This window comes from Ferrimonas senticii DSM 18821 (genome assembly GCF_000422665.1).
In the GTDB taxonomy this organism is placed as follows: Bacteria; Pseudomonadota; Gammaproteobacteria; order Enterobacterales; family Shewanellaceae; genus Ferrimonas; species Ferrimonas senticii.
In genome coordinates this window covers 206200-229899 of record NZ_AUGM01000001.1, presented here as the reverse complement: position 1 = coordinate 229899, position 23700 = coordinate 206200, and the positions used below count along the sequence as shown (strand labels likewise).

The following is a 23700-nucleotide window of genomic DNA, read 5'->3' as shown; positions in this document are numbered from 1 at the left end:
TTGGTTAAGGGGAATTAGCCGATAAGTTACCGAACATTTACCACAGGTAACGTTTGGGTAAGTTCTGTTACAGCAACTGGGCCTGCATGCACCATGCTTACCACTACCAGCAACCGCTTCACGCCCCTATAATGGCGGGCATGAAAGTAAAGACATCCTTCAGCGCCAATCGCACCGGTGCTGGTGCTTCTGGCAGCAACAAACCTGGCGGTTACGATAAGCGCCGCCGACCAGCGGCTAACAACTACCGTACAGGCCAGGCCAAGGGCCTGGTAAACCAGCGCCAACGTAACGGTGCCAGCAAACCCGCGACGCGGCCCAAGGGGCCACGCCAGGTGCTGCTGTTTAACAAACCATTTGATGTGCTGACCCAATTCACCGACGGCGACGGCCGACAAACCCTCGCTGACTTTGTGCCAATCAAAGCGGTCTATCCCGCCGGACGCTTGGACCGAGATTCTGAAGGGTTGGTGCTGCTGACCAACGATGGTCAACTGCAAGCCAAACTGACCCAGCCGGGTAAAAAGACCAGCAAAACCTATTTTGCCCAAGTTGAAGGGATCCCATCTGACGCTACCATTGCCGCACTGTGCCAAGGGGTTGAATTAAAAGATGGTATGACCTTGCCGGCCAAAGTCGCCTTAGTAGCCGAGCCCGCTTGGTTGTGGCCACGTAACCCACCAATTCGCGAACGCGCCAATATCCCCACCTCGTGGTTGTCGATCACCATCATCGAGGGACGCAATCGCCAGGTACGGCGGATGACTGCCCACATTGGCCACCCGACCCTACGTTTGGTGCGCTACCGTATCGGCAACTGGACTTTGGATGGTCTAGCTCAAGGTCAATATCGCGTCATTGAGCAAAATACAAACAGCGATAATTGAAGCGCTTAGCAACTTTATCTCGGTGAAGCGTTGAAAATTTACCACAACGCCCCGAGATAGCCGCTATCACTGGGTTGGCGACGGCGAATACAGCCGTGGTAGAATGCCGACCCTCTAATTTCAAGCAAACACAACGTCAATTACCCTTATGACTGAAAACCGCAACAAAAAGGTGATCGTCGGCATGTCCGGCGGCGTGGACTCGTCAGTATCCGCTTATCTACTGATGCAGCAGGGCTATCAGGTAGAAGGCCTGTTCATGAAGAACTGGGAAGAGGATGACAACGATGAGTACTGCGCGGCAGCCAGTGATCTGGCGGACGCCCAAGCGGTGTGTGACAAGCTAGGGATTGAACTGCACAGCGTAAACTTTGCCGCCGAATACTGGGACAACGTATTTGAGTACTTCCTTCAAGAATACAAGGCCGGTCGTACCCCAAACCCAGATATTCTGTGCAATAAAGAGATCAAATTTAAAGCGTTCTTAGAGTTTGCCGCCGAAGCGCTGGGTGCCGATTACATCGCCACCGGCCATTACGTGCGCCGCCGTGTTAATGCCGATGGCAGCGTCGAGATGCTTCGTGGTCTCGATAACAACAAAGATCAGAGCTACTTCCTGCACGCATTGCACGAAGGTCAAATTGGCCAAAGCTTGTTCCCTGTTGGCGAACTGGAAAAGCCGGAAGTACGTCGGATTGCCGAAGAACAAGGCCTGATCACCCACGATAAGAAAGATTCCACCGGCATCTGCTTTATCGGCGAGCGTAAATTCAAAGACTTTTTGGCTAAGTACCTGCCGGCGCAACCAGGCCCAATCGAAACCACCGAAGGTGAAGTGATCGGCCAGCACGAGGGCTTGATGTACCACACCCTGGGTCAACGCAAAGGCCTAGGCATTGGTGGCATGAAAGACTCTGGCGCCGAACCGTGGTATGTGGTCGATAAAGACGTGGCGCGTAATGTTCTGATCGTTGGCCAAGGCGCCAAACACCCACGCTTATTCTCAAAAGGGTTGGTTGCCAACCAACTGTGCTGGGTTGACCGTAAAGGGCCACAGCAATCGGTACAGATCAGCGTTAAGACTCGCTACCGCCAGCAAGACGTGCCGTGCACCGTAACTCCGTTGGCGAACGGTGAAGTGGAAGTGATCTTTGATGCACCGGTTAGTTCAGTAACCCCTGGCCAATCCGCGGTGTTCTACCACGGCGACGTGTGCTTAGGTGGCGGTGTTATCGACCGCGTGATTCGTTAAGGTAAGCCATGAACCCATTACAACAACGCACAATGGCATTGGCAGGGATCTGCTATGCCATTGATCAGGTTCGTCATATTGCTCGTCACGGGGAAACCGACGAACACGCCTTGGCCATAAGTTTGGAATCGGTGTTGATCACCGATCCAGAACGTCCTGAGGATGTCTTTGCCGGTGCTGACTTAAGCGAGGGTTACCAGATCATCGTCGAGCAACTGGGCGATAAAAGCCGTAAAGACGTTGACCTAACCCGCTACCTAGTCGGTGTATTGGCGCTGGAGCGTAAACTTAGCGCCAAACCGGCTGCAATGCAGATGTTGGCTGAACGCCTTAGCCAGGTAAAACGCCAGCGCCATCACTACCAATTGCTAGATGAGCAAGTGCTGGCCAACCTGGCGTCGGTGTACTCTGATGTGATCAGCCCTCTTGGCACTCGCATTCAAGTGGTTGGCACCCCAGCGCAACTGCAAAATAAGCTGAATCAATATAAAATCCGTGCGCTGCTGCTAGCAGCGGTTCGCTCTGCGGTGTTATGGCGACAATTGGGCGGCAAGCGTCGACAATTGATGTTGTCCCGCAAAGCGATCGTCGAAACGGCCGCACGCGCTCGATAAATAACGATAAATAACAACTACCCTACTTTTCCTCAAGGAGCCTAGATGGAACTCTCAGCCCTAACCGCGGTGTCCCCGGTTGATGGCCGTTACGGCAGCAAAACCACCGAATTGCGTGGGATCTTTTCTGAGTTTGGCCTGATTAAATACCGCGTCCAAGTGGAGATCAGCTGGTTAAAACTGCTGGCGGCTTGCCCAGAGATCGCCGAAGTACCTTGCTTTAGCGAAGTGGCCTTAGCACGGTTGGATCAGATCACCGAACAGTTCAGTGAAGCCGATGCCGCGCGCGTCAAGGAGATTGAGCGCACCACCAACCACGACGTTAAAGCGGTTGAGTACTTCATCAAAGAGCAGATCGCTGATAACGCCGAACTGCACGCCATCAATGAATTTGTGCACTTTGCTTGTACTTCTGAAGACATCAACAACCTGTCCCACGGTTTGATGTTGCATGAAGCCCGTGAGCAAGTGCTGTTGCCATACCTGACCCAGCTTATCGACGCCATCAAGCAACTGGCGCGCGATAACGCTGCGGTACCGATGATGGCACGTACCCACGGCCAGCCTGCGACCCCAACCACCTTGGGCAAAGAGATGGCCAACGTGGTTGCCCGTTTGGAGCGTCAACTTAAGCAGATCCAGCAGGTTGAACTGTTGGGCAAGATTAACGGTGCTGTCGGTAACTACAACGCGCACCTTTCGGCTTACCCAAGTGTTGATTGGCACCAGCTGTCCGAACGTTTCGTCACCAGCCTTGGCCTGACTTGGAACCCGTGGACCACCCAAATTGAGCCGCACGATTACATCGCGGAACTGTTTGATGCCATCGCTCGCTTCAACACCATTTTGATCGATTTCGACCGTGACATTTGGGGCTACATCGCCATGGGTCACTTTAAGCAGCGCACCATCGCTGGCGAAATTGGCTCCTCCACCATGCCGCATAAAGTGAACCCAATCGACTTCGAAAACTCCGAAGGCAACTTGGGTCTGGCGAACGCCTTGTTCCAACACCTAGCGGCAAAACTGCCAGTGTCCCGTTGGCAGCGCGATCTGACCGATTCCACCGTATTGCGTAACTTAGGCGTTGGCATGGGCTACAGCCTGATCGCTTACCAGAGCACCCTGAAAGGCATTTCCAAGCTGGAAGTAAACGTGCAGAGCTTGGCGGACGAATTGAACAGCAACTGGGAACTGCTGGCTGAGCCAATCCAAACCGTGATGCGTCGTTATGGCATCGAGAAGCCATACGAAAAACTGAAAGAACTGACCCGAGGCAAGCGCGTCAACCAACAGATCATGGCCGAATTTATCGACGGTCTTGAGCTGCCAGACACCGTTAAGGCCGAGCTGAAGTTGCTGACTCCAGCAAACTACACCGGCTACGCCGCTAAGTTTATGGATAACTACTAAGCCAAGGCTTAAGCCACTGTTCTAAAAACCAAAGGCGCTCAAGTGAGCGCCTTTGTTACATCTGCGGCTTGTTGCTCAACTGAGCTTGCTTGGCATCTCGCCCCACAGGCGTTTATCACCGTGCATCTTCATCAGCGCTTCCGCTCGACTCACCATTAGCTGCGCCAACTTAACTTGGGTCTGATCGCCACTGCGTAGCAATTTTTCCGCCTTAAGCTGCCACAGCATCGAGAAATGATGCACTGCATCGCGGGCGTTTTTAGCAACGGACTCAGCAACGATATCGGTCGGCAAATCGCCACTTAAGACCCAGTAGCGACGGCGATGTGGGCTGGCATCTTCCATCTTCCAAACCGCCACAAAGGGCACCAAATAACGCGACTCTTTGAGAATCACCTTGCCAGGTAAAACCCCCTTCTCTGCCATATGTTTATTGGCTTTTTGATACTGGACACGGAGCCACTGCTGTTGCTGAGCTTGGATTTGCTCAGGAGTGGGTTGCGATCCGGTCGCTGCTGCGGTTTGCTCAGCCATACTGCTATCCCTGTAATGCGATTGTTATATCGTTGTTATTCATCAAAAACTGTCTATGACCTTGGCGCTTATGTCAAGCAGACGTGCCATTAGTTAACGTTTACGTAACCTCGGCATTTTTGCTAGAGCGCAATCACCACTGATAAGGTTGCGCCACACTTACACAGGAAATAACAAGCGGTAGCAAGCCGCGAGTGACGGCAGGGAGACAGCAGCGTGGCGATTTTTTCTCACCCATCTTACGACAACCATGAAAAGGTGTTGTTTGTCACCGATGAAGCATCGGGGCTCAAAGCAATTGTGGCCGTGCACGATACCACCATGGGACCGGCCGTAGGCGGCTGCCGGATGTGGCCTTATGCCTCCGACGAGGAAGCGGTCAACGACGTATTACGATTATCGCGGGGCATGACCTATAAAAATGCCCTCGCCGGGCTTGAATTTGGTGGCGGTAAATCGGTGATCATTGGCGATCCGCGCAGTGATAAATCGGAAGCCCTGTTCCGTGCCTTTGGCCGGGCCATCGATGCCCTTGGTGGCCTCTACTACAGCGCCGAAGACGTCGGCATTACCACCAGCGACATCATGATCGCCCATCAAGAGACGCCATACATGATGGGGCTTGAGGGCAAAAGTGGCGATCCCTCTCCCTACACCGCATTGGGCACCTTTCTAGGCATCAAAGCAGCAATCAAATACCAACGCGGAATTGACGATCTGCGTGGCATTAAAGTGGCGGTTCAGGGGCTTGGGCACGTTGGCTATTACCTTTGTGAACATCTGCATCGTGCCGGCGCCGAACTTATCGTCTGTGATCTAAACCAACAGCAACTGGAGCGAGCGCAGCAGCACTTGGGCGCCACCGTTGTCGACTTGGATGAGATCTACAGCCAGGATGTGGATGTTTATGCGCCATGCGCATTGGGGGCCACCATCAACGACCAGACGATCCCGCAGCTGCAAGCCACCATCGTCGCCGGTTGTGCCAACAATCAGCTTGCAGAAGCCCGTCACGGTGAAATCCTGCGTGACAAGGGGATCTTGTACGCGCCGGACTATGTCATCAACGCTGGCGGCATCATCAATGTCTCCTTTGAAAAGGATTACAACGCCGACGCCGCCGAGGCCAAAGTACGCAAAATCTATCAGACTCTACTGGATATTTTTGCCAAAGCCGAGCAAAGTGGCAAAACCACCGCAGTGGTCGCCGACGAGATGGCTCGGGCGATCATTGCCGCCAACAAATAACGCGGCGCACCAACATGCTAGTGTGGGGAGCTTCGGCTCCCCTTGTTGATCGCATTAAAGATGAAATTTTCCACCAAAAACGCTAAGGTGAGCGCCGTTGAATTAGTTACTGCGAGATCTCACTATGTCGACCCTACCGGTCCCCGATCACTCCACGTTGCAGTCGTGGCTAAACCAGTTTGAGATCGAATATTTCATGTGCGGCAGTTGTGAGGGCTTGCACCTGCCGATGCTGCAAGATCATCCGATGATCTACGACGCCAAGGTCGAAATTGAGGGGGACTTTGTTTACCTGACCTCATCAATTGAATTGAAGCCTACCGGTCTAATGCAGGCCTTTGCCGAGCTCAGTCGGCTTAATAGCCACTACCCGACGTTGAAAATTTTCATCGAAATGACTGACGATTCGCTGCCACGGCTGATCATCGCCCACAATCTGGCCTTACTGCCGGGGATCGCCATCGAGCAGTTTGAATTCTTTGTTCGAGATTGCGTTGACCAGATGCAACAACTCGCCAATGAGGTTGCCAAGTTGCAGATCAACTTCGTTGAGGATGGCATCGAAGAGATTGAGATCGAAACCGTGCCGGCACCGATGATGATGCACTGAGTTAGCCACTCGCATCGTGCCACTGACCCACAAAAAACCGCCGCTTCAGCTGTTGCTCAAGCGGCGGTTTTGTTGTGGCTACAGCGACTACAACGTACCGAAGTTGTGTTTCTTGCCGCAGTCCGACAGATGGCTAACGTCATCGCTCATACAACTAAAGAACGCCCGTACTTCACCGCGGCTACGCTGACACTCTTTTTCGGTCAACCGCCAGCCGATCTCCTGCAACGCCTGATTTAAGGTTTGGAAATTCTTCTTCGGAATATACCCTTTTTGGAAGTTCTTCTGATTAACCGAAATCATCTTCTGCAGCGAGGTTTTAGCGTTGTTGGCGGCGACCTTGCAATTTAAGCCATCATCAACGGCCAACGGCGTGCGATTGCCACTCTTAGCCACTTGTGCCGGTTGGCTTAGCGGCTTTTTGGTCACCGCTTGCGCTTTGTCGGTAACCGCCGTTACCGGCTGCTGGGACTCAGCCGGCACCGGCGTAGCGGTAGCCACCTCGGCAGGGATTGGCAATGGCTGCTCTTTTGCCGGAGCCAGTGCCGGTTTTTCGACGTAGCTGTTATCAAACAGCTGCTGTTGCCGCTGCGCGGCTTCCAATTTTTCGGTGGCAATTCGAGCGGCTTCCAACGCTTTGGCTTCCGCTTCGCGCGCTCGCTCTAGCAGCGCCATCATCTCTTCCCGTGCTTGGCGCAAATCTGCCGCCGCTTGCTGCTCCGCTTCCGCACGAGCTTTGGCGATACGCAGCTCCTCAGCCGCGCGCGCTTGTCGCTGTTGCTCGGCCTCGACTTTAGCTAACCGCTCGGCCTCCGCCTTAGCTGCCTTTTCAGCCTCGATTTGCGCTAACCGTTCAGCCTCCGCCTTAGCTGCCTTTTCAGCCTCGATTTGTGCTAACCGTTCAGCCTCCGCCCTAGCCGCCTTTTCCGCTTCGATCTGCGCTAATCGCTCGGCCTCCTCCCTAGCTGCCTTTTTCGCTTCGAGTTGCGCTAATCGTTCTGCTTCCGCTTTGGCCGCCTTTTCCACTTCGATCTGCGCTAATCGCTTGGCTTCGGCTTCAGCCGCTTGCTGCGCTTCAGCTTGCTGTTCTGGCTGGGTAATCGTGCGGGTTTTTACCACCTTGAATGGCTTTTGCTTATCCGAAGGTGACGGCTCAACCTTAAGGGTTTTGACCGCATTGGCTGGCTCTTCTTCGGTTTCATTGGTTTTAAGCACCAAACCACTGCGGCGCATCTCCAACTGATCACTTTTCTGGCTCTGCTGTGGTGGCTTTTTATCGGAATAGTGCACCTTGCCGTTGGCATCCACCCAACGGTACAACGCCGCTTCTGCAGGCAGAACCAACAGCGTCATTAACATCAGCATCCTTGCTTGCACGGCTATCTCCCTGATTGACTCTGCATTTGCGCTCGACTTAGCGAACCGCAACGTTAACAAGCGCGAAACATTTTCACTCTAGCTAAGAGGCCGCGCAATTAAAACCATTAATTCATATAAGTCAGCAAGTTAACTACATACAGCAATCACTTCATTCGAGTCTTCAACCAACCAAAATCCAATTGCCAGTACAAACAACTAAGAACGCTGGTCTCGCACACGGTTTCACTAGTGATTTGCGCAAGCCAAGCAACTGTCACTTTTCAAACCACAGCCCTACTACAAATAAGGATATTAACCACGTTTAACCTTGCGACGGTTAGAAAATGGGAGATAAACCATGCGGAATGACCGCCCAAACTGTTATTCTGATGTTGTTTAGTTGTTGTTTATAGAGGACTAATGGATCCGCTCACTATCACCATTCCGCTGCTGGCAGCTCTGCTGATCTCGGCCATTGGTCTGCCACCGCTTATCGGGTATCTGATTGCCGGTTTTATTCTGTTCGCCATCGGTATTGACCAACTGCAACTGTTACAACAATCCGCCGATCTGGGGGTTATGCTGTTGCTGTTTGCTATTGGCCTAAAACTCGATTTACGCAGCCTGTTGAAAGTGGAGGTCTGGGGGGTAGCCAGCGGTCATATGGCATTGACTATCATGGCGATGATGGCGCTATTTAAATTGTTAGCGCTAAGCGGCATCGGTATGGTTGGCGAGCTGGCAACCGAACAAGCTCTGGTGATGTGCTTTGCGTTAAGTTTCTCTAGTACCGTGTTTGCTATCAAGGTACTGGAACAAAGCGGCGATACCCAGTCACTGTATGGCCGCACCGCCATCGGCATCCTAATCATGCAAGACCTGTTTGCGGTGTTGTACCTTACCGCCAGCAAAGGAGCGCTGCCCTCACCTTGGGCGTTAGCATTGCTGGCATTGATCGCCGCCAGGCCACTATTTGTGTGGCTTTTAGATCGCTGCGGCCACGGCGAGATGTTGCTGCTGTTTGGATTAACGATGACGCTGATGCCTGGTGCGGCGCTGTTCGAGTTAGTCGGCCTAAAACCGGATCTGGGCGCGTTGGCGATGGGAATGCTGCTGGCTGGTAGTAGCAAATCTTCAGAGTTGGCAAAGTCGCTGTTTCTTTTCAAAGAATTACTGCTGGTGGCATTTTTCTTAAGCATCGGCCTGAAGGGGATCCCCACCTGGGCGGAGGTTGAAACCGCCATCGCATTGATGCTGGTGTTGCCGCTCAAATTTGCACTGTTCGCCGGCCTGCTGCTGCTCGCGCGGTTCCGGTTGCGCTCAGCGGTAATGAGTGCGATGAGTTTGGCCAACTTCAGTGAATTCGGTCTGATCGTAATGGCCGCGGCGATCGCCAGCGGCAGTTTGGATGACAGTTGGCTTCGGATCATCGCCCTTTCGGTAACCTTAAGCTTTGTCCTCGCAGCGCCGCTGATCCGTCTGGCACACCCAATTTACCAACTACTACATCGGCTGTTGCCTAACCTTGAGCGCCAGCGCTTACATCAAGAGGATCAGCCGATCGAAATCGGTCACCCAAAGATTCTGATCTTCGGCATGGGACGAATTGGTTCTGGTGCCTATGATGGACTTAAAGAGCAATATGGCGACGTGGTATTGGGAATCGATCACAAAGCGGACATCGTCGAGCGTCATCATCAAGAGGGACGCAATGCCATCATCGGTGACGGAACCGACAGCGACTTTTGGGCAAAGTTGGTGCCCAGTGACAGCATTGAGCTGATCGTATTAGCGATGCCATCCCACCAAGGTAATCTGAGCACCGCCGAATTGATTGCCGAAAGCCGATACCAAGGCAAGGTTTCCGCCATCGTCCGTTACGAAGATGAAACCACAGCGCTGATGGAGACCGGTGTGCACAACGTTTACAACATTTATCAGGCGGCCGGCACCGGTTTGGCAGACAACATCATTGAAACTCTGCCTCCGGATCTTGATCGGTTACGGTCGATGTAGGTGCCTCCATCGTGAGTGTCACCAGTGGCGTCGACTGCGACTGGCTTATCAATTGCTGGGCGGTCATTAGCCCTATCGCAGCTTGGCCGCTATCGGGTTTAAACTGCTGCAACTGTGCCAACAACAACCGCTGATGCTCAGGAAACTCGGCGGTGAAGGTGCGAGCGTGGCGGCACTGGGGCAATAACCAAAACGCCTTGTCACCAGTCGCGGCAGAGAACAGTTCGAAGCCACGTTGTGACGGGATTAAGCCATCGCTTTGGCAATGAGCAATCAGCAGCGGAATGTCGTCAAGTTGGGCAATTTGATCTTTGGGTGAATGTTGGTCAGAGACAAAGGTGCGAGCCATTGAGCTCAGCCAGCGCCCAAATGGATACCGACTAACCACATCTCCAGCCAGCAACGAGTACTGGTCGAACGAACTGTCGACCACCAGCAGGTCAAACTGCTGTTGTAATCCCGAGCTTGCGAGGGCGTCGACAACAACCGCGCCCCCCATCGAAGTGCCAAGTAAATATCGCTGTGAGTGCCTGACATCGGTCCAATTCACGACGTGGTTAAGTACGCTGATGCCATCTTGTCGCAATGCCTCGCGGCTCGCTCGGCCTTGGCTTTGACCGTAGCCGGAGTAATCGAACAGCAGCACGTCATAACCATGTTCAACCAACCACACTGATTTTTCCGCGGTTTTGCTTAGGTTGCCAGCGTTGCCGTGAAAGTGGATTAATAAACTGGGTTCGGGCTGGCTGCTGCGATGGTATTGCAGATGCAACGAGTTTCCGGAACTTGAACGTAGGTAATAGTCAGTGACCTGATGGGAATAATCTTTGGCAAGCATGCGGATCTCTTGATCCGGAGCATAAAACGGACTGCAACCTGCAAGCGACCACAGCGCTATCAGCATTAACCAGCGCATCACTACCTCAAACTTCTGCTGAACACCGAAATCATTACGCGACCTGCGCAGGAGTGATCAGTCAGAATGAGGGTAGTAGCTCTACAAATTGTTGCATTAATTTAACTTTATCCGAGACCAATGCCAGAGTGCAATCGGGTTCAACCTCGCCGACCCAGTAATACCACCCTGGTGCCAGCGTCATCAGGCGATAGGCCTGCAGTTGCGTCGGCCGAGTAACCAAACATCCAGCCTTAAAAGCCGCTTCGTAAATCGTCCAATAACGATAAAAGTCTGCTTCGTGGCAACGGTACATCTCTGCCAATTGGGTCACACTATGCCGTGATAGCTGCCACTGCACATCGATGCCTATCTGCCCCGTTTTGCTGTAGGCCAGCGCTACGGTTTGTTCGCTGTGGCTAATGGATAAGCCGCCAAGAGGCCAACACGGAACCAACGGACGCCCATCATCTCGTTTGTACCAACCCGCTAACGCCGGCTGCTTCAACGTCACTGCGCTGAGCAACTGCCGACTAACGTCAAACTGCCGTCGTTTATTTTGAACTCGCGAATCTTGCATCGCAAACTTTCCAATTAGCAGGCCGTATTGTTTTCTCGCAATATTTATTACCAAAGTTAAATCATTTGGTAATTTAAAATCACTATATTCTAAAGACATCTGACCGGATATATCACAAGCAACCAATTACATTACTAAGTTTAATTTCATTGTTACTCACAACAACCACAACAATCACCATAAACTTCAACAAAAACAAGGCAAAAAGACCAAGAATAAAATCATAGAAAAAAGTTTCGATCTGTCCCTGAGAACCTAAAGTCAACATCACAGCAACCATTCAGCACTTTCAAAACCACCGAGTAACTTATTGCACTATGTAATCTTACTGGTATTCTAACTTCCAGTAACACAGCACCAACCAACAATTCACGGATGAATTAATTGATGTCTACCATCTCTGTGCCGCTGCGCCAGTGGCGTTATTGGTACCCATCGTCGGCAACGGTTTTAGCGTCACCTTGGCAAGTCAAAACAGGTAAAAATCACCTGCCAGCACTGCCTTTTGTGGCACCAATGGCACGGCGACGGTTAACCCGCCTAAGCCAGATGGCATTGGCCGTGTCACAACCGCTGATAAATGACACACAAACAGTAACGGTGTTTGCCTCAACGCACGGTGAAGTCAGCCAAACCACTGAGTTGCTGTCAACCTTGGCGCAACGCCAACCATTATCACCAACCCGCTTTAGTCAGTCGGTTCATAACACTGCTGCTGGAGCCTTTGGTATTCAATTTCAACACACCGCAGCAGCCACCGCGATTGCAGCCGGAGAGCAAACCCTATTTGCTGCCTTGGTCGAAGCTTATGGCCAACTACTGCAACAACAGTCGCTATTGCTGGTGTTTGTCGACGATCCACTGCCAGAACCATTGCAACACTTTCAGCCGCCACTGAAACCACTGGCACTGGCGCTAGAGCTCGGTGCTCCTGCCGATTTTCAATTAACCATCAGCAAACAGGCAGTTGCTTCGTCCGATTGCGTCTCGTCACTGGCTTGGCAACTGCTTGATACCCTTAAACACGGCGGCGGTACCGGCCAATATATCGGTCAACATGCCCACTTTCAGTGGACGCTGCAGTGATGTTAGCGCACCTGTATTACGGCTATCGAATTGTCGCCACCGGCAGCAGTTTCGCGCTCTTTGGTATTGGTGGTCTGGTTACCGGCTTAACGTTATTCCCGTTATTAAACTGCTTACCTGGGGATCGTTTAACTAAAGAGCGACGTGCCCAGCGATTAGTGCATTTGATGTTCCGCGGTTTTGTTGGCTTTTTGCAACTGCTGTGGGTAGCCAAAGTCGAAGTACACCAGCAACAGCAATTGGCCAGAGCCACTGGCACGCTAATTATCGCCAACCACCCATCGCTGCTGGACGTGGTAATACTGATTGCCAGCGTACCGCACACCAACTGCATTGTTAAAGAATCGTTGTTTCATAATCCTTTTACCCGATTTGTACTTAAAGGCGCCGGCTATATCGCCAACAACGATCCAGAGCAGGTGATCAGCGCCTGCGAGCAACGCCTTCGTTGTGGCGACAATCTGATCATTTTTCCCGAAGGCACCCGCACCACACCTGGCCGCCCGCTTAAACTGCAACGGGGCACCGCAAGGATAATGCTTCGTAGTAAACCTCCGGTAATCCCCGTGATCATCGATTGCACACCAACGACACTAACCAAAGGCACCCCTTGGTATCAGGTAGCACCGCGCCGTTTTACGCTGACGTTGTCGGTCGCTGCGCCATGGCGATACCCAATCGCTCAACACCTACCGGAAAGCCGCCAAGTGCGCCAATTAACACGGGCGATTGCCACCAAATTCAATCAGGAGTTATCCATTAATGAATCAATTAGAACAACAAATTAAACAACTGATTATCGATTGTCTGGAACTTGAAGATCTCACCCCAGAGGAGATCGATAGCCACGCTCCGCTGTTCGTTGACGGATTGGGGTTGGACTCGATCGATGCATTGGAATTAGGCGTTGCCATTAAACGCCAATATGGCATCAAACTTGACGCCAACGCTGCCGATACTCGAGCCCATTTTGCCAATGTCGCTAGCCTCGCCACTTTTATTCGATCGCATCAAACCGCTGAGGTAGCCCAATGACTCGTGAACAACTGTTGAATCAACTGCGCGATATCTTGGTTGAAGAGTTCGAGATCAATGCCGCTGATATCCAACCGGGCACCCACCTATACGAACAACTGGATCTCGACAGCATCGATGCGGTTGACCTGGTGATCAAACTGCAACAGGTGACAGGGGTAAAAATTAACCCCGATGAATTCAAAGCGGTACGAACGGTAGATGACGTGCTTGATGCATTGGAGCAGTTGGTTAGCGCCTAGATGAAAAGGTTGATTATCCCATTGCTAGCGGTCGCCACGCTGGGGTACCCGTTTTTGGTAGTGGGAGCACTTAGCTATGGCCTTGGCGAATGGTTAGCAATGGTGATGCTTGCCCTATTGCTGCTGCGAAGCTGGCTACAACCACAACAGCGCCTGATCAGTTTGGCAGGGATGCTATTAATTGGTGCGTACGCCATTACCCGCAATGAGGTTTTGTTGCATTGGTATCCGGTGTTGATCAACGCGACCATGTTACTGCTGTTTGCCTTAAGTCTGCGCCAACAGCAGTCGATGATTGAATGCTTGGCACGGCTGCGTCAGCCAACGTTACCGGTTGCGGCGCGCCCCTATCTGCGCCGCGTTACCCAAGTATGGTGTGGTTTCTTCGTCATCAATGGCAGCATTGCCGCAACCACCGTACTGCTTGCTAATCAGCAGTTGTGGCTCTGGTACAACGGCTTTATCGCTTACTTGTTAATGGCGTTGCTGCTGCTCGCCGAATGGCTAATTCGGCCTAAATCGGAGCCCGCCAATGACCATTAAGCGTGCCTTATTGGCCAGCGACGAACAGCTATTATGCTTGACTGAATGTGGGCCGGTTAGCCGCGATCAGTTACGGCAGCAAGTCGCCGCTATGCAAGCCACTCTGGCTTCTAGCGGCCAACGAGTGCTGTTATATCACCCCTGCAGCTACCACTTTTTAGTGCAACTGTTGGCATTGCTCGGACTCGGTAAAACCATCGTGCTGCCAGCCAACGATGCCCCACAAACCCTTACGCAGCTGACACATAGTGTGGATCTGGTACTACATCGACAACCGTTACCAAAGGTGCAATCGCCGCGCCCACCACAGTGGCAAACCGGCGCTTCGCTGCAGATCTACACCTCTGGCAGCAGCGGCGAGGCCAAAGCGGTCGAGAAACAACTGGGACAGATAGAAAGGGAAATTTGCGCACTCGAATCCCTGTTTGGGCAACAGTTGGGAACCAGTCTGGTGGTGGCGACCGTCAGTCATCAGCACATCTACGGCTTGCTATTTCGGTTGTTATGGCCTTTTTGCGCTGGCCGCCCATTTTGGGCGACAACCCTGGCATACCCCGAACAGATTGCTGCGATCCAGCAACATTATGGCGCTATATCCTTGATCGCCAGCCCCGCTCTTTTGTCGCGGCTCGACCATGAAATCACGCTCGCACCACAGGTCACTTTCAGTTCGGGCGGGCCATTGCCGAGCCACTGCGCGATGCAGTTAGTAAAACGTTGGCGTAATGGCGCCATTGAGGTGTTTGGCAGCACCGAGACCGGTGGCATCGCCTGGCGTCAGGTGAGCACCGAACAGCCCTCACCACTGTGGCAACCGCTACCGGGAGTGATCATTGCCAGTCAGCAACAACGATTACAGATCCAGTCGCCGTTTTTGGCCGACAACAATCGATACCTGACCGACGACTTGGTCGAGCTTTCAGGGCAACACTTTGAGCTGCAAGGCCGCGCCGATCGCGTCATTAAGCTTGCCGAAAAGCGTCTATCGCTGGCGCAAATGGAGGCACATCTGCTCGCCCACCCTGAGGTCGAACAAGCGGTATTAGTGCCGCTTGCCCACGTCAGACCACAACTTGGCGCGATATTGGTACTTACCACAACAGGCCAACAACGACGGACGCAATTAGGTAACCATCGCTACGCGCAAAGCTTAAAACAGCATCTGCTGCAGTATTTCGATCGCACCACCTTGCCCCGGCGCTGGCGTTATTTGAATGCCCTGCCGTACACCGCCCAAGGCAAGTTGCCGCAGCAGCAGTTAAGAGAAATATTTGATGTTTAACCAAATTGAGCCAATCTGGCTGGATTACCAGCAGTCCCCCGGACGGTGGCATTTACCGCTGCGGATCCAACCGCAACTGGACTATCTGCGCGGTCACTTCCAGCAAGCCCCAGTGTTGCCAGGGGTGGTGCAGATCCACTGGGCTATCCAGCAAGCGCAATTACGCTTTGGCTTCGGCCGACAGGTGGCACAGCTAGAAAAAGTAAAGTTCCAACAGGTGGTACATCCTGATGAAACGCTGATTTTGGAGCTAGAGAGAATCGGTGATCGCCGCATCGGTTTTCGCTTCTTCCAAGACCAACGTCGTTTCTCCAGCGGCGTTATCCACTTTGTCGAGCCACGCCCATGAAATTGTGTGTCCTGATCCCCCACTTTAACCACAGTCAGCAACTCGCAGCGGTGTTGCCGCGGTTAGCGGCGTATCAACTGCCCTGCGTGGTGATCGATGATGGCTCAAGTGAGCATGAGCAGAACCGGCTGAAACTGCTGCTAGCAGCATACCCAACGGTTACCTTGGTACAACGCCCTTACAATGGGGGGAAGGGCGCAGCGGTAAAAACCGGGCTTCGTTGGTGCTATCAGCAAGGCTTTAGTCACGCGCTGCAGTTGGATGCTGACGGCCAACACGACTTAGCCGACATCCCCGCCCTTATCGCCACCGCCAATGCCAATCCCACGGCAATGATCACCGGGGTACCGCAATACGATGACAGTGTGCCAACGCACCGCTATCTCGCACGTTACCTGACCCATTTCTGGGTTTGGGTAGAGACCCTGTCACTGGAGTTGCAAGACACCATGTGCGGCTTTCGCGTCTATCCATTGGCCAGCACGGTGACGTTGCTGCAACAGCAACCTATCGGTGACCGGATGGACTTTGATACTGAGATCATGGTTCGGCAGTTCTGGCAGCAGGTGCCAATTATTCAACGGCCAACCGCAGTGATCTACCCCGAACAAGGGCGATCCCATTTTCGTGCCGTACAGGACAACTGGCTCATCAGTAAAATGCACACCAAATTGGTTTTTGGCATGCTGGCACGATTGCCAACGCTGTTACGCCAACGGCACCGCAGTCCACGTCACTGGAGCCGCACCAATGAACGCGGCGCGCTATGGGGATTAAAAGCTGTTCTATGGCTTTACGGCCACGGCGGACGACTATTGTGCCACGCGGTGATGCCATTATTAATTAGCTATTTCTATCTAACTGGGCGCGAGGCACGTACCGCATCATGGCAATATCTCGCCAAAGTGCGCGCCATAGATCCTAATCACCCACAATTATCTGGCGATGCAAATCACTTTGATAGCTATCGTCATTTTTTGCGCTTTGGTTATGCAACGCTGGCCAAATTGGATGCATGGAGTGGCCATCAAACCACCAACAATGCGCAGTTTCCAAACCGGCAACAGCTTATCGACCAGCTTGAAAGCGGCCAAGGGGCAATGATCATCACCGCCCACCTCGGTAACATCGAGCAGTTTCGTGCCAGCGCCCAGAGTCGCTACCGCCGCCGCATTACGGTATTGGCATTGACCCGCCATGCCGCCAAATTCAATCAAATCATGGCCGAGCTTAACCCTGAATCGCAGTTAGAGTTGCTGCAGGTTGATGATCTTGGCCCCGACAGCGCCATGTTATTGCAACAGCGCATAGACCAAGGCGAACTGGTGTTTGTCGCCGGTGATCGAACCTCTGCGGGAAACCAAAGCCGGGCCCATTACGCCAACTTTTTAGGCCATCCGGCGCCATTTTCAATCGGTCCCTATGTACTGGCGGCAGTATTGAACTGCCCCATCTACATCATGCTGGCCGGTTGCGACCATCGTGGCCAGCCGCTGCTGCACTTAGAACAGCTAACAGACCGAATTGGTGGGCCCCGTCAGCAGCGACAACAGCAGATCAACGACTGCATCGAACGTTACGCCCAAAGCCTGCAAACCCAGACACTGCAACAACCACTCAACTGGTTTAATTTTTACGATTTTTGGCAGCCGGTCACGGCGCCAGTTACAACCCGACCGTGCAAGGAAGCATCATGACTCAACCGTTGCTATCAGCATCCTCCGCCACCATCGCCCTAGGGGATAGGCCACTGACTATTAAAACAGTCAATGCCATCGCCGCTGGCGCTAAAGTCAGCCTAAGCGACAATCCCGCCGCATTAGCCCGGATCAAAGCCAGCGCCGACCTGTTAGACACCCTGCTGCGAGAGGATGGTGCCATTTACGGCGTCACTACCGGTTACGGTGACTCCTGCACCGTGGCGATCCCCAACCATTTAGTGGATGAATTGCCGCTGCACTTAACCCGCTTTCATGGCTGCGGCCTGGGCCGCCACTTTAGCCCACAACAGGGCCGTGCGGTATTAGCAACGCGCTTGGCATCACTGGTGATTGGTCGCTCCGGCGTAAGCTTAAGCCTGCTGCAACGACTGATAGATCTGCTTAATCACGACATCATTCCAATAATTCCAGAGGAGGGCTCGGTCGGTGCCAGTGGTGATCTGACGCCACTATCCTATGTCGGTGCGGTATTGGTGGGTGAACGCCAAGTTTATTACCAAGGTCAGGTACGCGATACCCAAGATGTTTACGCCGAGTTAGGCTGGCAACCATTGACGCTGCGCCCCAAAGAGGGGTTGGCATTGATGAACGGCACCGCAGTGATGACAGCTTTAGCCTGCGAAGCGTTCGCGCGAGCCGAATACCTAGCGCAACTGTGCAGCCGCTTAACCGCGATGTGTTCAGTGGCACTAAAGGGTAACCCCTATCACTTTGATCCACTCCTGTTTGCCGCCAAACCTCATCAAGGACAAGCGCAGGTAGCGCAGTGGATTTACAACGATCTGGGTGGCAATGCCGGCGAACGTAACCCCGAACGCTTGCAAGATCGTTATTCATTGCGCTGCGCGCCCCATGTGATCGGAGTGTTAGCCGATGCCCTGCCTTTTTTTGCTACCACCATCGAAACCGAGCTGAACAGCGCCAACGATAACCCCATTATCGATGGCGAAGCGGGCCGTATTCTTCACGGCGGTCACTTTTACGGCGGTCATATCGCTTTTGTCATGGATAGCCTGAAAAACACCGTCGCCAACCTTGCGGATCTGATGGATCGCCAGTTGGCACATCTGGTTGACGTTAAATTCAACAATGGACTACCGACCAATTTATCTGGTGCCACCGGTCCTAGAGCGGCCATCAACCATGGCTTTAAAGCGGTGCAAATTGGGGTGTCAGCTTGGACAGCGGAAGCGCTAAAACAGACCATGCCAGCCTCGGTGTTTAGCCGTTCAACGGAGTGCCACAACCAAGACAAGGTCAGCATGGGCACCATCGCCGCTCGTGACGCGCTTCGGGTATTAACACTAACCGAACAGGTCGCCGCAGCACTGCTGTTAGCCAGCGCCCAAGCCGTACAACTGCGGCAACGATTAGAAGCCAACACCCAATTAACCTTGCCACTCCAAGCGTTGTTAACACAGGTACAACAGCGGATGGATCTGCTGGTAGAGGATAGACCGCTTGAGATGCTGCTGCGACAAACCTGCGAAGCGATCATCAATCGTCATTGGGAGGTAGCGCCATGGTCGCAATCCTAGCCGCCACGGCGGCCGTGACCGTGCCCTTTCAAGATTGCGATCCGATGGGCGTAACCTGGCACGGTAACTACCTACGCTACTTCGAAGAAGCACGGCGGGCGCTATTTACCCAGATCGACTACGGCTATCAACAGATGCAGCAGTCAGGCTACGCTTGGCCAATCATCGACTTGAAGATCCGTTACCCCCACCCTACCACCGTCGACCAACAGTTGCTGGTGAAGGCTGAGTTATTGGAGTGGCAGCACCGACTGCGGATCCGCTATCAAGTCCACGACGCCGATACCGGTAAGCGCTTGGTTAAAGGGGAAACCGTGCAAGTTGCGGTAGCAATCGCCAATGGCGAAATGTGCCTCCAAAGTCCCGCAATTCTGCAACAAAAGTTGGCACCATGGCTCGATTGACTACGGTAATTTTGTTGCTGCTTAGCCCAGTCTGCGCCGCTTTAGATTGGCAACAGTTGCAGCTAGCAACCTCACAACCGGTGCGAGGCCATTTTGTGCAGCACAAAGCGCTGCCATTTTTAACCGCACCGATGCAATCAAGCGGTGACTATTTGATGGTGCCGGGGCTCGGCTTAAAGTGGCAGCAGCAACAGCCTTGGGCACAAACCACCTTGGTCAAGGGCGACAGTGTTTGGCAACAACATCAACAATTAACGTTGGCTGACAGCGCCTTTAGCGATCTACTCAGTGGCTTGCTCAGTGGCGACCTTGAAAAACTCGCCAACCACTTTGCCATTACAGCGAGTGGTGAACTCGACCGCTGGCAACTACAAATGACGCCAACCACAGCCAAGTTAATCCCGTTATTTGAGAAAATTGAACTGACTGGCGCAGTTCACATCGAGCAAATTATCCTAACCGATCCCAGCGGTTCCAACACCAACATCACCCTGCACAATGTCACGGTAACCGTGCCAACGGAGTCAGAGCGTGCCGAACTTCGATAACTACGCCGCCAAACTATGGCTACTGTTTGTGCTGGCGGCGGCGGCATTGTTGTGGCTGCGATTTGACCAACAGGGGCTGGATACCGACATCACCCAGTTACTACCAGACGCCACCAGCACTGAGATCAGCAAGCGTTTAAGCGCTAATAATGAACGGCAACTGATACTGCTACTGCAAGCCAAACAGCCACATCAATTGCAGATGGCTGCCGAACAGTTACAACAGGTTATGGCCTCCTCTGGCGCAACTTTAACGCCACCGCCGCAACAATTAGGACAGCAACTAGGGCAATGGTTGCTGCCATTTCGAGGCGGTTTACTAACAGTAGAGCAACAACGACGGTTAGAAAGCTCACAGCCGCAGTTGTGGTTACAGAATCTCTACCACGCATTGGCAACCCCCGCCGCAACGCCGGCAGCGGCACTATTTAGCCAAGATCCGTTGTTATTGTTCCCTGAATTTTTACTAGCGCAAGCCGGCAACGAGCGCCGCTGGCACACAACCGAATTAGGGTTAACCCAACATTGGCAGCAACAGCACTGGCTGTTACTGCGCTGGCAACTTCCGACAAGCCCATTTGATAGCGATCTGCAACAACGGCTTAACTCTGCTCTGACGCCAGCTATTGCGGCCTTACAAACCCAGCAGGTTAAGGTTCACCGCGCGGGGGTGGTGTTCCATGCCATCAAGGCCAGCCAGCAAGCCCAACAAGAGATGACTCTGCTTGGCAGCTTATCGCTGGTGTTGGTGCTTATCCTTGGGCTATTGGTGTTTCGCCACCCGGCTCCACTAGGCTGGCTGTTGCTGGTTATCACCAGCAGTTTGGTTGTTGGCGCTTGCGCCTGTTGGTGGCTGCTTGGCAGTTTACATGCCGTTACTGTAGTGTTTGCCACCACTCTTATCGGCATCGCCGTCGACTACACCCTACATCTCTGTTGCCATCCTAGTGCTGATGCCAACGTTGCCAGCCAACAACTGCGCCAGCCAATGCTGTTGGCATTAACCAGCTCGATTTTGGCTTACGCCGCTATGTTGTTGCTGCCATTTCCGGCACTGAAACAGATGGCGGTATTTTCGATTACCGGGCTCTGCTGGGCCTTTTTAACAGTACAGTGCCTGCCCAACCTTGGCTTCAGGCAACACTCCCCACCTCGCAAACTGCTTATTCGTTGCCAAAAATTGATTAGCTATTGGCGGCCAAGGCTGCTGCGGCGGCGCAATGCCTTCGCCGTAGTGTTGGCGCTACCGCTGCTGACGTTGGTGCATATTGACGACGACATTCGAAAGCTGCAGCAACTGGATCCGCAACTGATGGCAGAACAGGCTCAGTTGGGGCAACTGCAAGCACTACCCGAAGAAAACCGATTTTTATTGCTGACGGCAACCAGCCCAGAACAGTTACTGCAACTTGAAGAACAACTGCACGCGCCATTGGCTAACGCCATTAGCAAAGGCCAACTACACAGTTATCGCGCGGTCAGCCAAAGCTTGCCGTCACAACAACGACAGCGGTTCAACAGGCAGCTGTTGAAACAGCGCTATGACGATCCCGCCCTTGCACAACAACTACAACAATTGGGAATCGATCCAGCGCAGCTTAGTCGCGCTCGCACCGAGCTAAAACGCGCGCCGTTGTTGACCCCAGAGCACTGGTTAGCGCAGCCGCTGTTAGCGCCTTGGCATGGTTTATGGCTTGGCCAACAGCAACATCAGTGGCGCTCGGTAATGTTGCTCAGCCAAGTCAATGATGTTGAGGCATTGATGGCAATCGCCACCAATGCCTCTGGCAACAGCAATGAGGTTCGCTATCTGGATCGGATCAGCGAATTGAACCAGATGATGGCTGATTACCGATTCGGCCTCACCCTGCTACTCGCATTGGCGGTTGTCAGCGCGACGCTGATTATTGGCTACCGCCATCGGCTAAGCCGGATGTTACGAATCGTGCTGCCACCAACCACTGCAATGCTACTGACGGTGATGGTGTTAGCACTGTTAGGCCAACCCTTAACGCTGTTTACTCTGCTGGGGTTGCTGTTGCTGTTTGGTATCTCTTTAGACCAAACCCTGTTTTACGCCCACAACCCCGATCACAGCCACACTACCGTGGCCATCTGGCTTAGTGCGGCCTCCACCCTAGCCGCCTTTGGCTTATTGAGTCTGTCGGCAACCCCTGCCCTTGCGCAATTTGGCCTAACCCTCGCCATCGGTTTGGTATTAGCACTGCTACTAGCGCCCATGGCCTGTCAATCATCAATGGAGCAATCAGATGTCCGTGAGTGAAACCCGAACTGTAGTCATTATTGGTGCAGGGCCTTCTGGGGCAGTTGCCAGCGCCATCCTTAACCGCCTTGGCCACGATGTGCTGGTGCTTGAAAAAAGCCATTTCCCGCGGTTTTCCATTGGCGAAAGTTTGCTACCACACTGCATGTCAGTGTTAGCCGAAGCGGGCATGCTTGAGGCCGTCAACAATGCGGGTTTCCAATTTAAAAACGGTGCCACGTTTCATCGCGGCAACCAACAAGTGGAATTCGATTTTACCAACAAGTTCAGCCCAGGCCCCGGCACCACATTTCAGGTTCAGCGCGGCCCATTTGACCAGTTACTCGCCCAGCAAGCGCAGCAGCAAGGGGTCGAGATCCGCTTTGGTCATCAGGTCGATGCCATTGAACTGCAAGCCGGTGGTGCGCGATTGCAGGTAAGCTGCGACCAGCGGCAACGTTATCAACTGGATTGTCAATTTGTACTCGATGCCTCCGGTTTTGGGCGAGTGCTGCCGCGTCTACTCCATCTCGAACGTCCCTCAACTTTCCCAGTTCGCCAAGCGCTGTTTACCCACATTGCCGATGGCATCGAGACAACCAGTACCACTTTCGATCGCAACAAAATTTTGATCACCGTCCACCCTGAACTAGCCGACGTGTGGTTCTGGCTGATCCCCTTTAGTAACGGTCGCGCTTCGCTTGGGGTGGTTGCCGCCGAATCGCGTTTTCAGCACGCACCAAGCGATAACGCCGCGGCCTTAAAAGAGTGGGTAGCCTCAACCCCGAGTCTGGCCAATGTCCTTGGTAACGCCAAATTTGATACTCCTGTCAATGCCCTAAAAGGTTACGCTGCCGATGTCACTACCTTGGCCGATCACCGCTTCGCACTGCTAGGCAACGCTGGCGAGTTTCTCGACCCGGTATTTTCCTCTGGGGTCACCATAGCCATGAAATCCGCCAGTTTCGCCAGCCAGGCTCTTGACCGGCAACTGCGCGGCGAAGCGGTTGATTGGCAGCGCGAATATGCCGAGCCACTGCGATTTGGGGTCAACGCGTTTAAAACCTATGTTAGCGGTTGGTACGACCAGAGCTTTCAGAAAGTGGTGTTTCATCCTGATCCTAATCCGCAAGTTAAGCAGATGATCAGCGCGATTTTGGCCGGCTATGCCTGGGACGCTGACAACCCGTTTGTTCGCCACAGCCAGCGGCGGCTACAGACCTTGGCCGAGCTATGTTAACGATGCGGCAATTGGGGCTGATGTGCACGCTGTTGCTGCTT

General features: G+C 53.1%; 24 protein-coding genes. 20 read left to right on the top strand and 4 right to left on the bottom strand.

Going from position 1 to position 23700, the window contains the following annotated elements:
• Positions 1-140: 140 nt before the first annotated feature.
• From rluE to purB, 4 genes are all read left to right on the top strand, one after another.
• On the top strand, positions 141-887 hold the full coding sequence (gene rluE / locus G506_RS18385; protein WP_035386942.1) for a 23S rRNA pseudouridine(2457) synthase RluE: 747 nt from the start codon (positions 141-143) through the stop codon (positions 885-887).
• A 148-nt stretch (positions 888-1035) separates the two neighbouring features.
• Positions 1036-2139 carry a tRNA 2-thiouridine(34) synthase MnmA gene (gene mnmA / locus G506_RS0101085; protein ID WP_028115261.1) on the top strand — a complete coding sequence of 368 codons (1104 nt, stop codon included), beginning with the start codon at positions 1036-1038 and terminating at the stop codon, positions 2137-2139.
• An 8-nt stretch (positions 2140-2147) separates the two neighbouring features.
• Positions 2148-2753 carry a high frequency lysogenization protein HflD gene (gene hflD, locus G506_RS0101080; RefSeq protein ID WP_028115260.1) on the top strand — a complete coding sequence of 202 codons (606 nt, stop codon included), beginning with the start codon at positions 2148-2150 and terminating at the stop codon, positions 2751-2753.
• A gap of 45 nt (positions 2754-2798) precedes the next feature.
• Entirely contained in the window at positions 2799-4166 is a 1368-nt protein-coding gene (gene purB / locus G506_RS0101075) for an adenylosuccinate lyase (RefSeq protein ID WP_028115259.1), read from the top strand.
• A gap of 75 nt (positions 4167-4241) precedes the next feature.
• Here purB and G506_RS0101070 read toward each other — a convergent pair whose 3' ends face one another.
• Positions 4242-4700, bottom strand: coding sequence for a DUF4826 family protein (locus G506_RS0101070; RefSeq protein WP_028115258.1), 459 nt, complete (start codon positions 4698-4700; stop codon positions 4242-4244).
• A 216-nt stretch (positions 4701-4916) separates the two neighbouring features.
• Here G506_RS0101070 and G506_RS0101065 point away from each other — a divergent pair, with 216 nt between their 5' ends.
• Positions 4917-5948, top strand: a complete 1032-nt coding sequence (locus tag G506_RS0101065; protein WP_028115257.1) for a Glu/Leu/Phe/Val dehydrogenase dimerization domain-containing protein — start codon at positions 4917-4919, stop codon at positions 5946-5948.
• Between the two features lie 124 nt (positions 5949-6072).
• Entirely contained in the window at positions 6073-6558 is a 486-nt protein-coding gene (locus tag G506_RS18380; RefSeq protein ID WP_051201796.1) for a YbjN domain-containing protein, read from the top strand.
• Between the two features lie 87 nt (positions 6559-6645).
• Here G506_RS18380 and G506_RS20240 read toward each other — a convergent pair whose 3' ends face one another.
• Complete coding sequence (locus G506_RS20240; RefSeq protein WP_169628056.1) at positions 6646-7911, bottom strand: DUF4124 domain-containing protein; 1266 nt, start codon at positions 7909-7911, stop codon at positions 6646-6648.
• Positions 7912-8337: 426 nt separating this feature from the next.
• Between G506_RS20240 and G506_RS18370 the strand changes: the two genes are divergently transcribed.
• Positions 8338-9933 (top strand): cation:proton antiporter family protein, encoded by a 1596-nt coding sequence (locus tag G506_RS18370; RefSeq protein ID WP_035386873.1) that lies wholly within the window; start codon positions 8338-8340, stop codon positions 9931-9933.
• On the opposite strand, the gene G506_RS0101045 is transcribed toward G506_RS18370, so the two are convergent.
• Both G506_RS0101045 and G506_RS0101040 read right to left on the bottom strand, forming a co-directional pair.
• Positions 9887-10849 carry an alpha/beta hydrolase gene (locus tag G506_RS0101045; RefSeq protein WP_028115256.1) on the bottom strand — a complete coding sequence of 321 codons (963 nt, stop codon included), beginning with the start codon at positions 10847-10849 and terminating at the stop codon, positions 9887-9889. The genes G506_RS18370 and G506_RS0101045 overlap by 47 nt on opposite strands.
• A gap of 61 nt (positions 10850-10910) precedes the next feature.
• Positions 10911-11507 (bottom strand): 4'-phosphopantetheinyl transferase family protein, encoded by a 597-nt coding sequence (locus G506_RS0101040; protein ID WP_156904750.1) that lies wholly within the window; start codon positions 11505-11507, stop codon positions 10911-10913.
• Between the two features lie 288 nt (positions 11508-11795).
• Between G506_RS0101040 and G506_RS18365 the strand changes: the two genes are divergently transcribed.
• From G506_RS18365 to G506_RS0100970, 13 genes are read left to right on the top strand one after another with little or no spacing between them, the layout of a single operon-like run.
• The gene (locus tag G506_RS18365) at positions 11796-12494 is read left to right on the top strand and encodes a beta-ketoacyl synthase chain length factor (RefSeq protein ID WP_084631052.1); all 699 of its coding nucleotides are present in this window, start codon (positions 11796-11798) and stop codon (positions 12492-12494) included.
• The gene (locus G506_RS0101025) at positions 12494-13282 is read left to right on the top strand and encodes a lysophospholipid acyltransferase family protein (protein ID WP_035386872.1); all 789 of its coding nucleotides are present in this window, start codon (positions 12494-12496) and stop codon (positions 13280-13282) included. Before G506_RS18365 ends, G506_RS0101025 begins: the two co-directional genes overlap by 1 nt.
• The gene (locus G506_RS0101020; RefSeq protein ID WP_028115253.1) at positions 13257-13529 is read left to right on the top strand and encodes a phosphopantetheine-binding protein; all 273 of its coding nucleotides are present in this window, start codon (positions 13257-13259) and stop codon (positions 13527-13529) included. The genes G506_RS0101025 and G506_RS0101020 overlap by 26 nt, the downstream gene beginning before the upstream one ends.
• Positions 13526-13771, top strand: coding sequence for an acyl carrier protein (locus G506_RS0101015; RefSeq protein WP_028115252.1), 246 nt, complete (start codon positions 13526-13528; stop codon positions 13769-13771). The genes G506_RS0101020 and G506_RS0101015 overlap by 4 nt, the downstream gene beginning before the upstream one ends.
• Positions 13772-14314 carry a COG4648 family protein gene (locus G506_RS0101010; protein WP_028115251.1) on the top strand — a complete coding sequence of 181 codons (543 nt, stop codon included), beginning with the start codon at positions 13772-13774 and terminating at the stop codon, positions 14312-14314. It begins immediately after the preceding gene.
• Positions 14304-15596, top strand: coding sequence for an AMP-binding protein (locus G506_RS18360; RefSeq protein WP_035386871.1), 1293 nt, complete (start codon positions 14304-14306; stop codon positions 15594-15596). The genes G506_RS0101010 and G506_RS18360 overlap by 11 nt, the downstream gene beginning before the upstream one ends.
• Complete coding sequence (locus tag G506_RS0101000) at positions 15589-15945, top strand: ApeI family dehydratase (RefSeq protein ID WP_051201793.1); 357 nt, start codon at positions 15589-15591, stop codon at positions 15943-15945. The genes G506_RS18360 and G506_RS0101000 overlap by 8 nt, the downstream gene beginning before the upstream one ends.
• Positions 15942-17642, top strand: a complete 1701-nt coding sequence (locus tag G506_RS18355; protein ID WP_051201792.1) for a glycosyltransferase family 2 protein — start codon at positions 15942-15944, stop codon at positions 17640-17642. The genes G506_RS0101000 and G506_RS18355 overlap by 4 nt, the downstream gene beginning before the upstream one ends.
• A complete protein-coding gene (locus G506_RS0100990; RefSeq protein WP_028115249.1) occupies positions 17639-19204 on the top strand; it encodes an HAL/PAL/TAL family ammonia-lyase in 1566 nt (521 codons plus the stop codon). Before G506_RS18355 ends, G506_RS0100990 begins: the two co-directional genes overlap by 4 nt.
• Complete coding sequence (locus tag G506_RS0100985) at positions 19189-19608, top strand: acyl-CoA thioesterase (protein ID WP_028115248.1); 420 nt, start codon at positions 19189-19191, stop codon at positions 19606-19608. Before G506_RS0100990 ends, G506_RS0100985 begins: the two co-directional genes overlap by 16 nt.
• Entirely contained in the window at positions 19596-20156 is a 561-nt protein-coding gene (locus G506_RS0100980) for an outer membrane lipoprotein carrier protein LolA (RefSeq protein ID WP_028115247.1), read from the top strand. The genes G506_RS0100985 and G506_RS0100980 overlap by 13 nt, the downstream gene beginning before the upstream one ends.
• Positions 20140-22440: an MMPL family transporter gene (locus tag G506_RS0100975; RefSeq protein WP_028115246.1), complete on the top strand. Its 2301-nt coding sequence runs from the start codon at positions 20140-20142 to the stop codon at positions 22438-22440. The genes G506_RS0100980 and G506_RS0100975 overlap by 17 nt, the downstream gene beginning before the upstream one ends.
• Positions 22427-23659: an NAD(P)/FAD-dependent oxidoreductase gene (locus tag G506_RS0100970; RefSeq protein WP_028115245.1), complete on the top strand. Its 1233-nt coding sequence runs from the start codon at positions 22427-22429 to the stop codon at positions 23657-23659. The genes G506_RS0100975 and G506_RS0100970 overlap by 14 nt, the downstream gene beginning before the upstream one ends.
• The last annotated feature ends 41 nt before the right edge of the window (positions 23660-23700 follow it).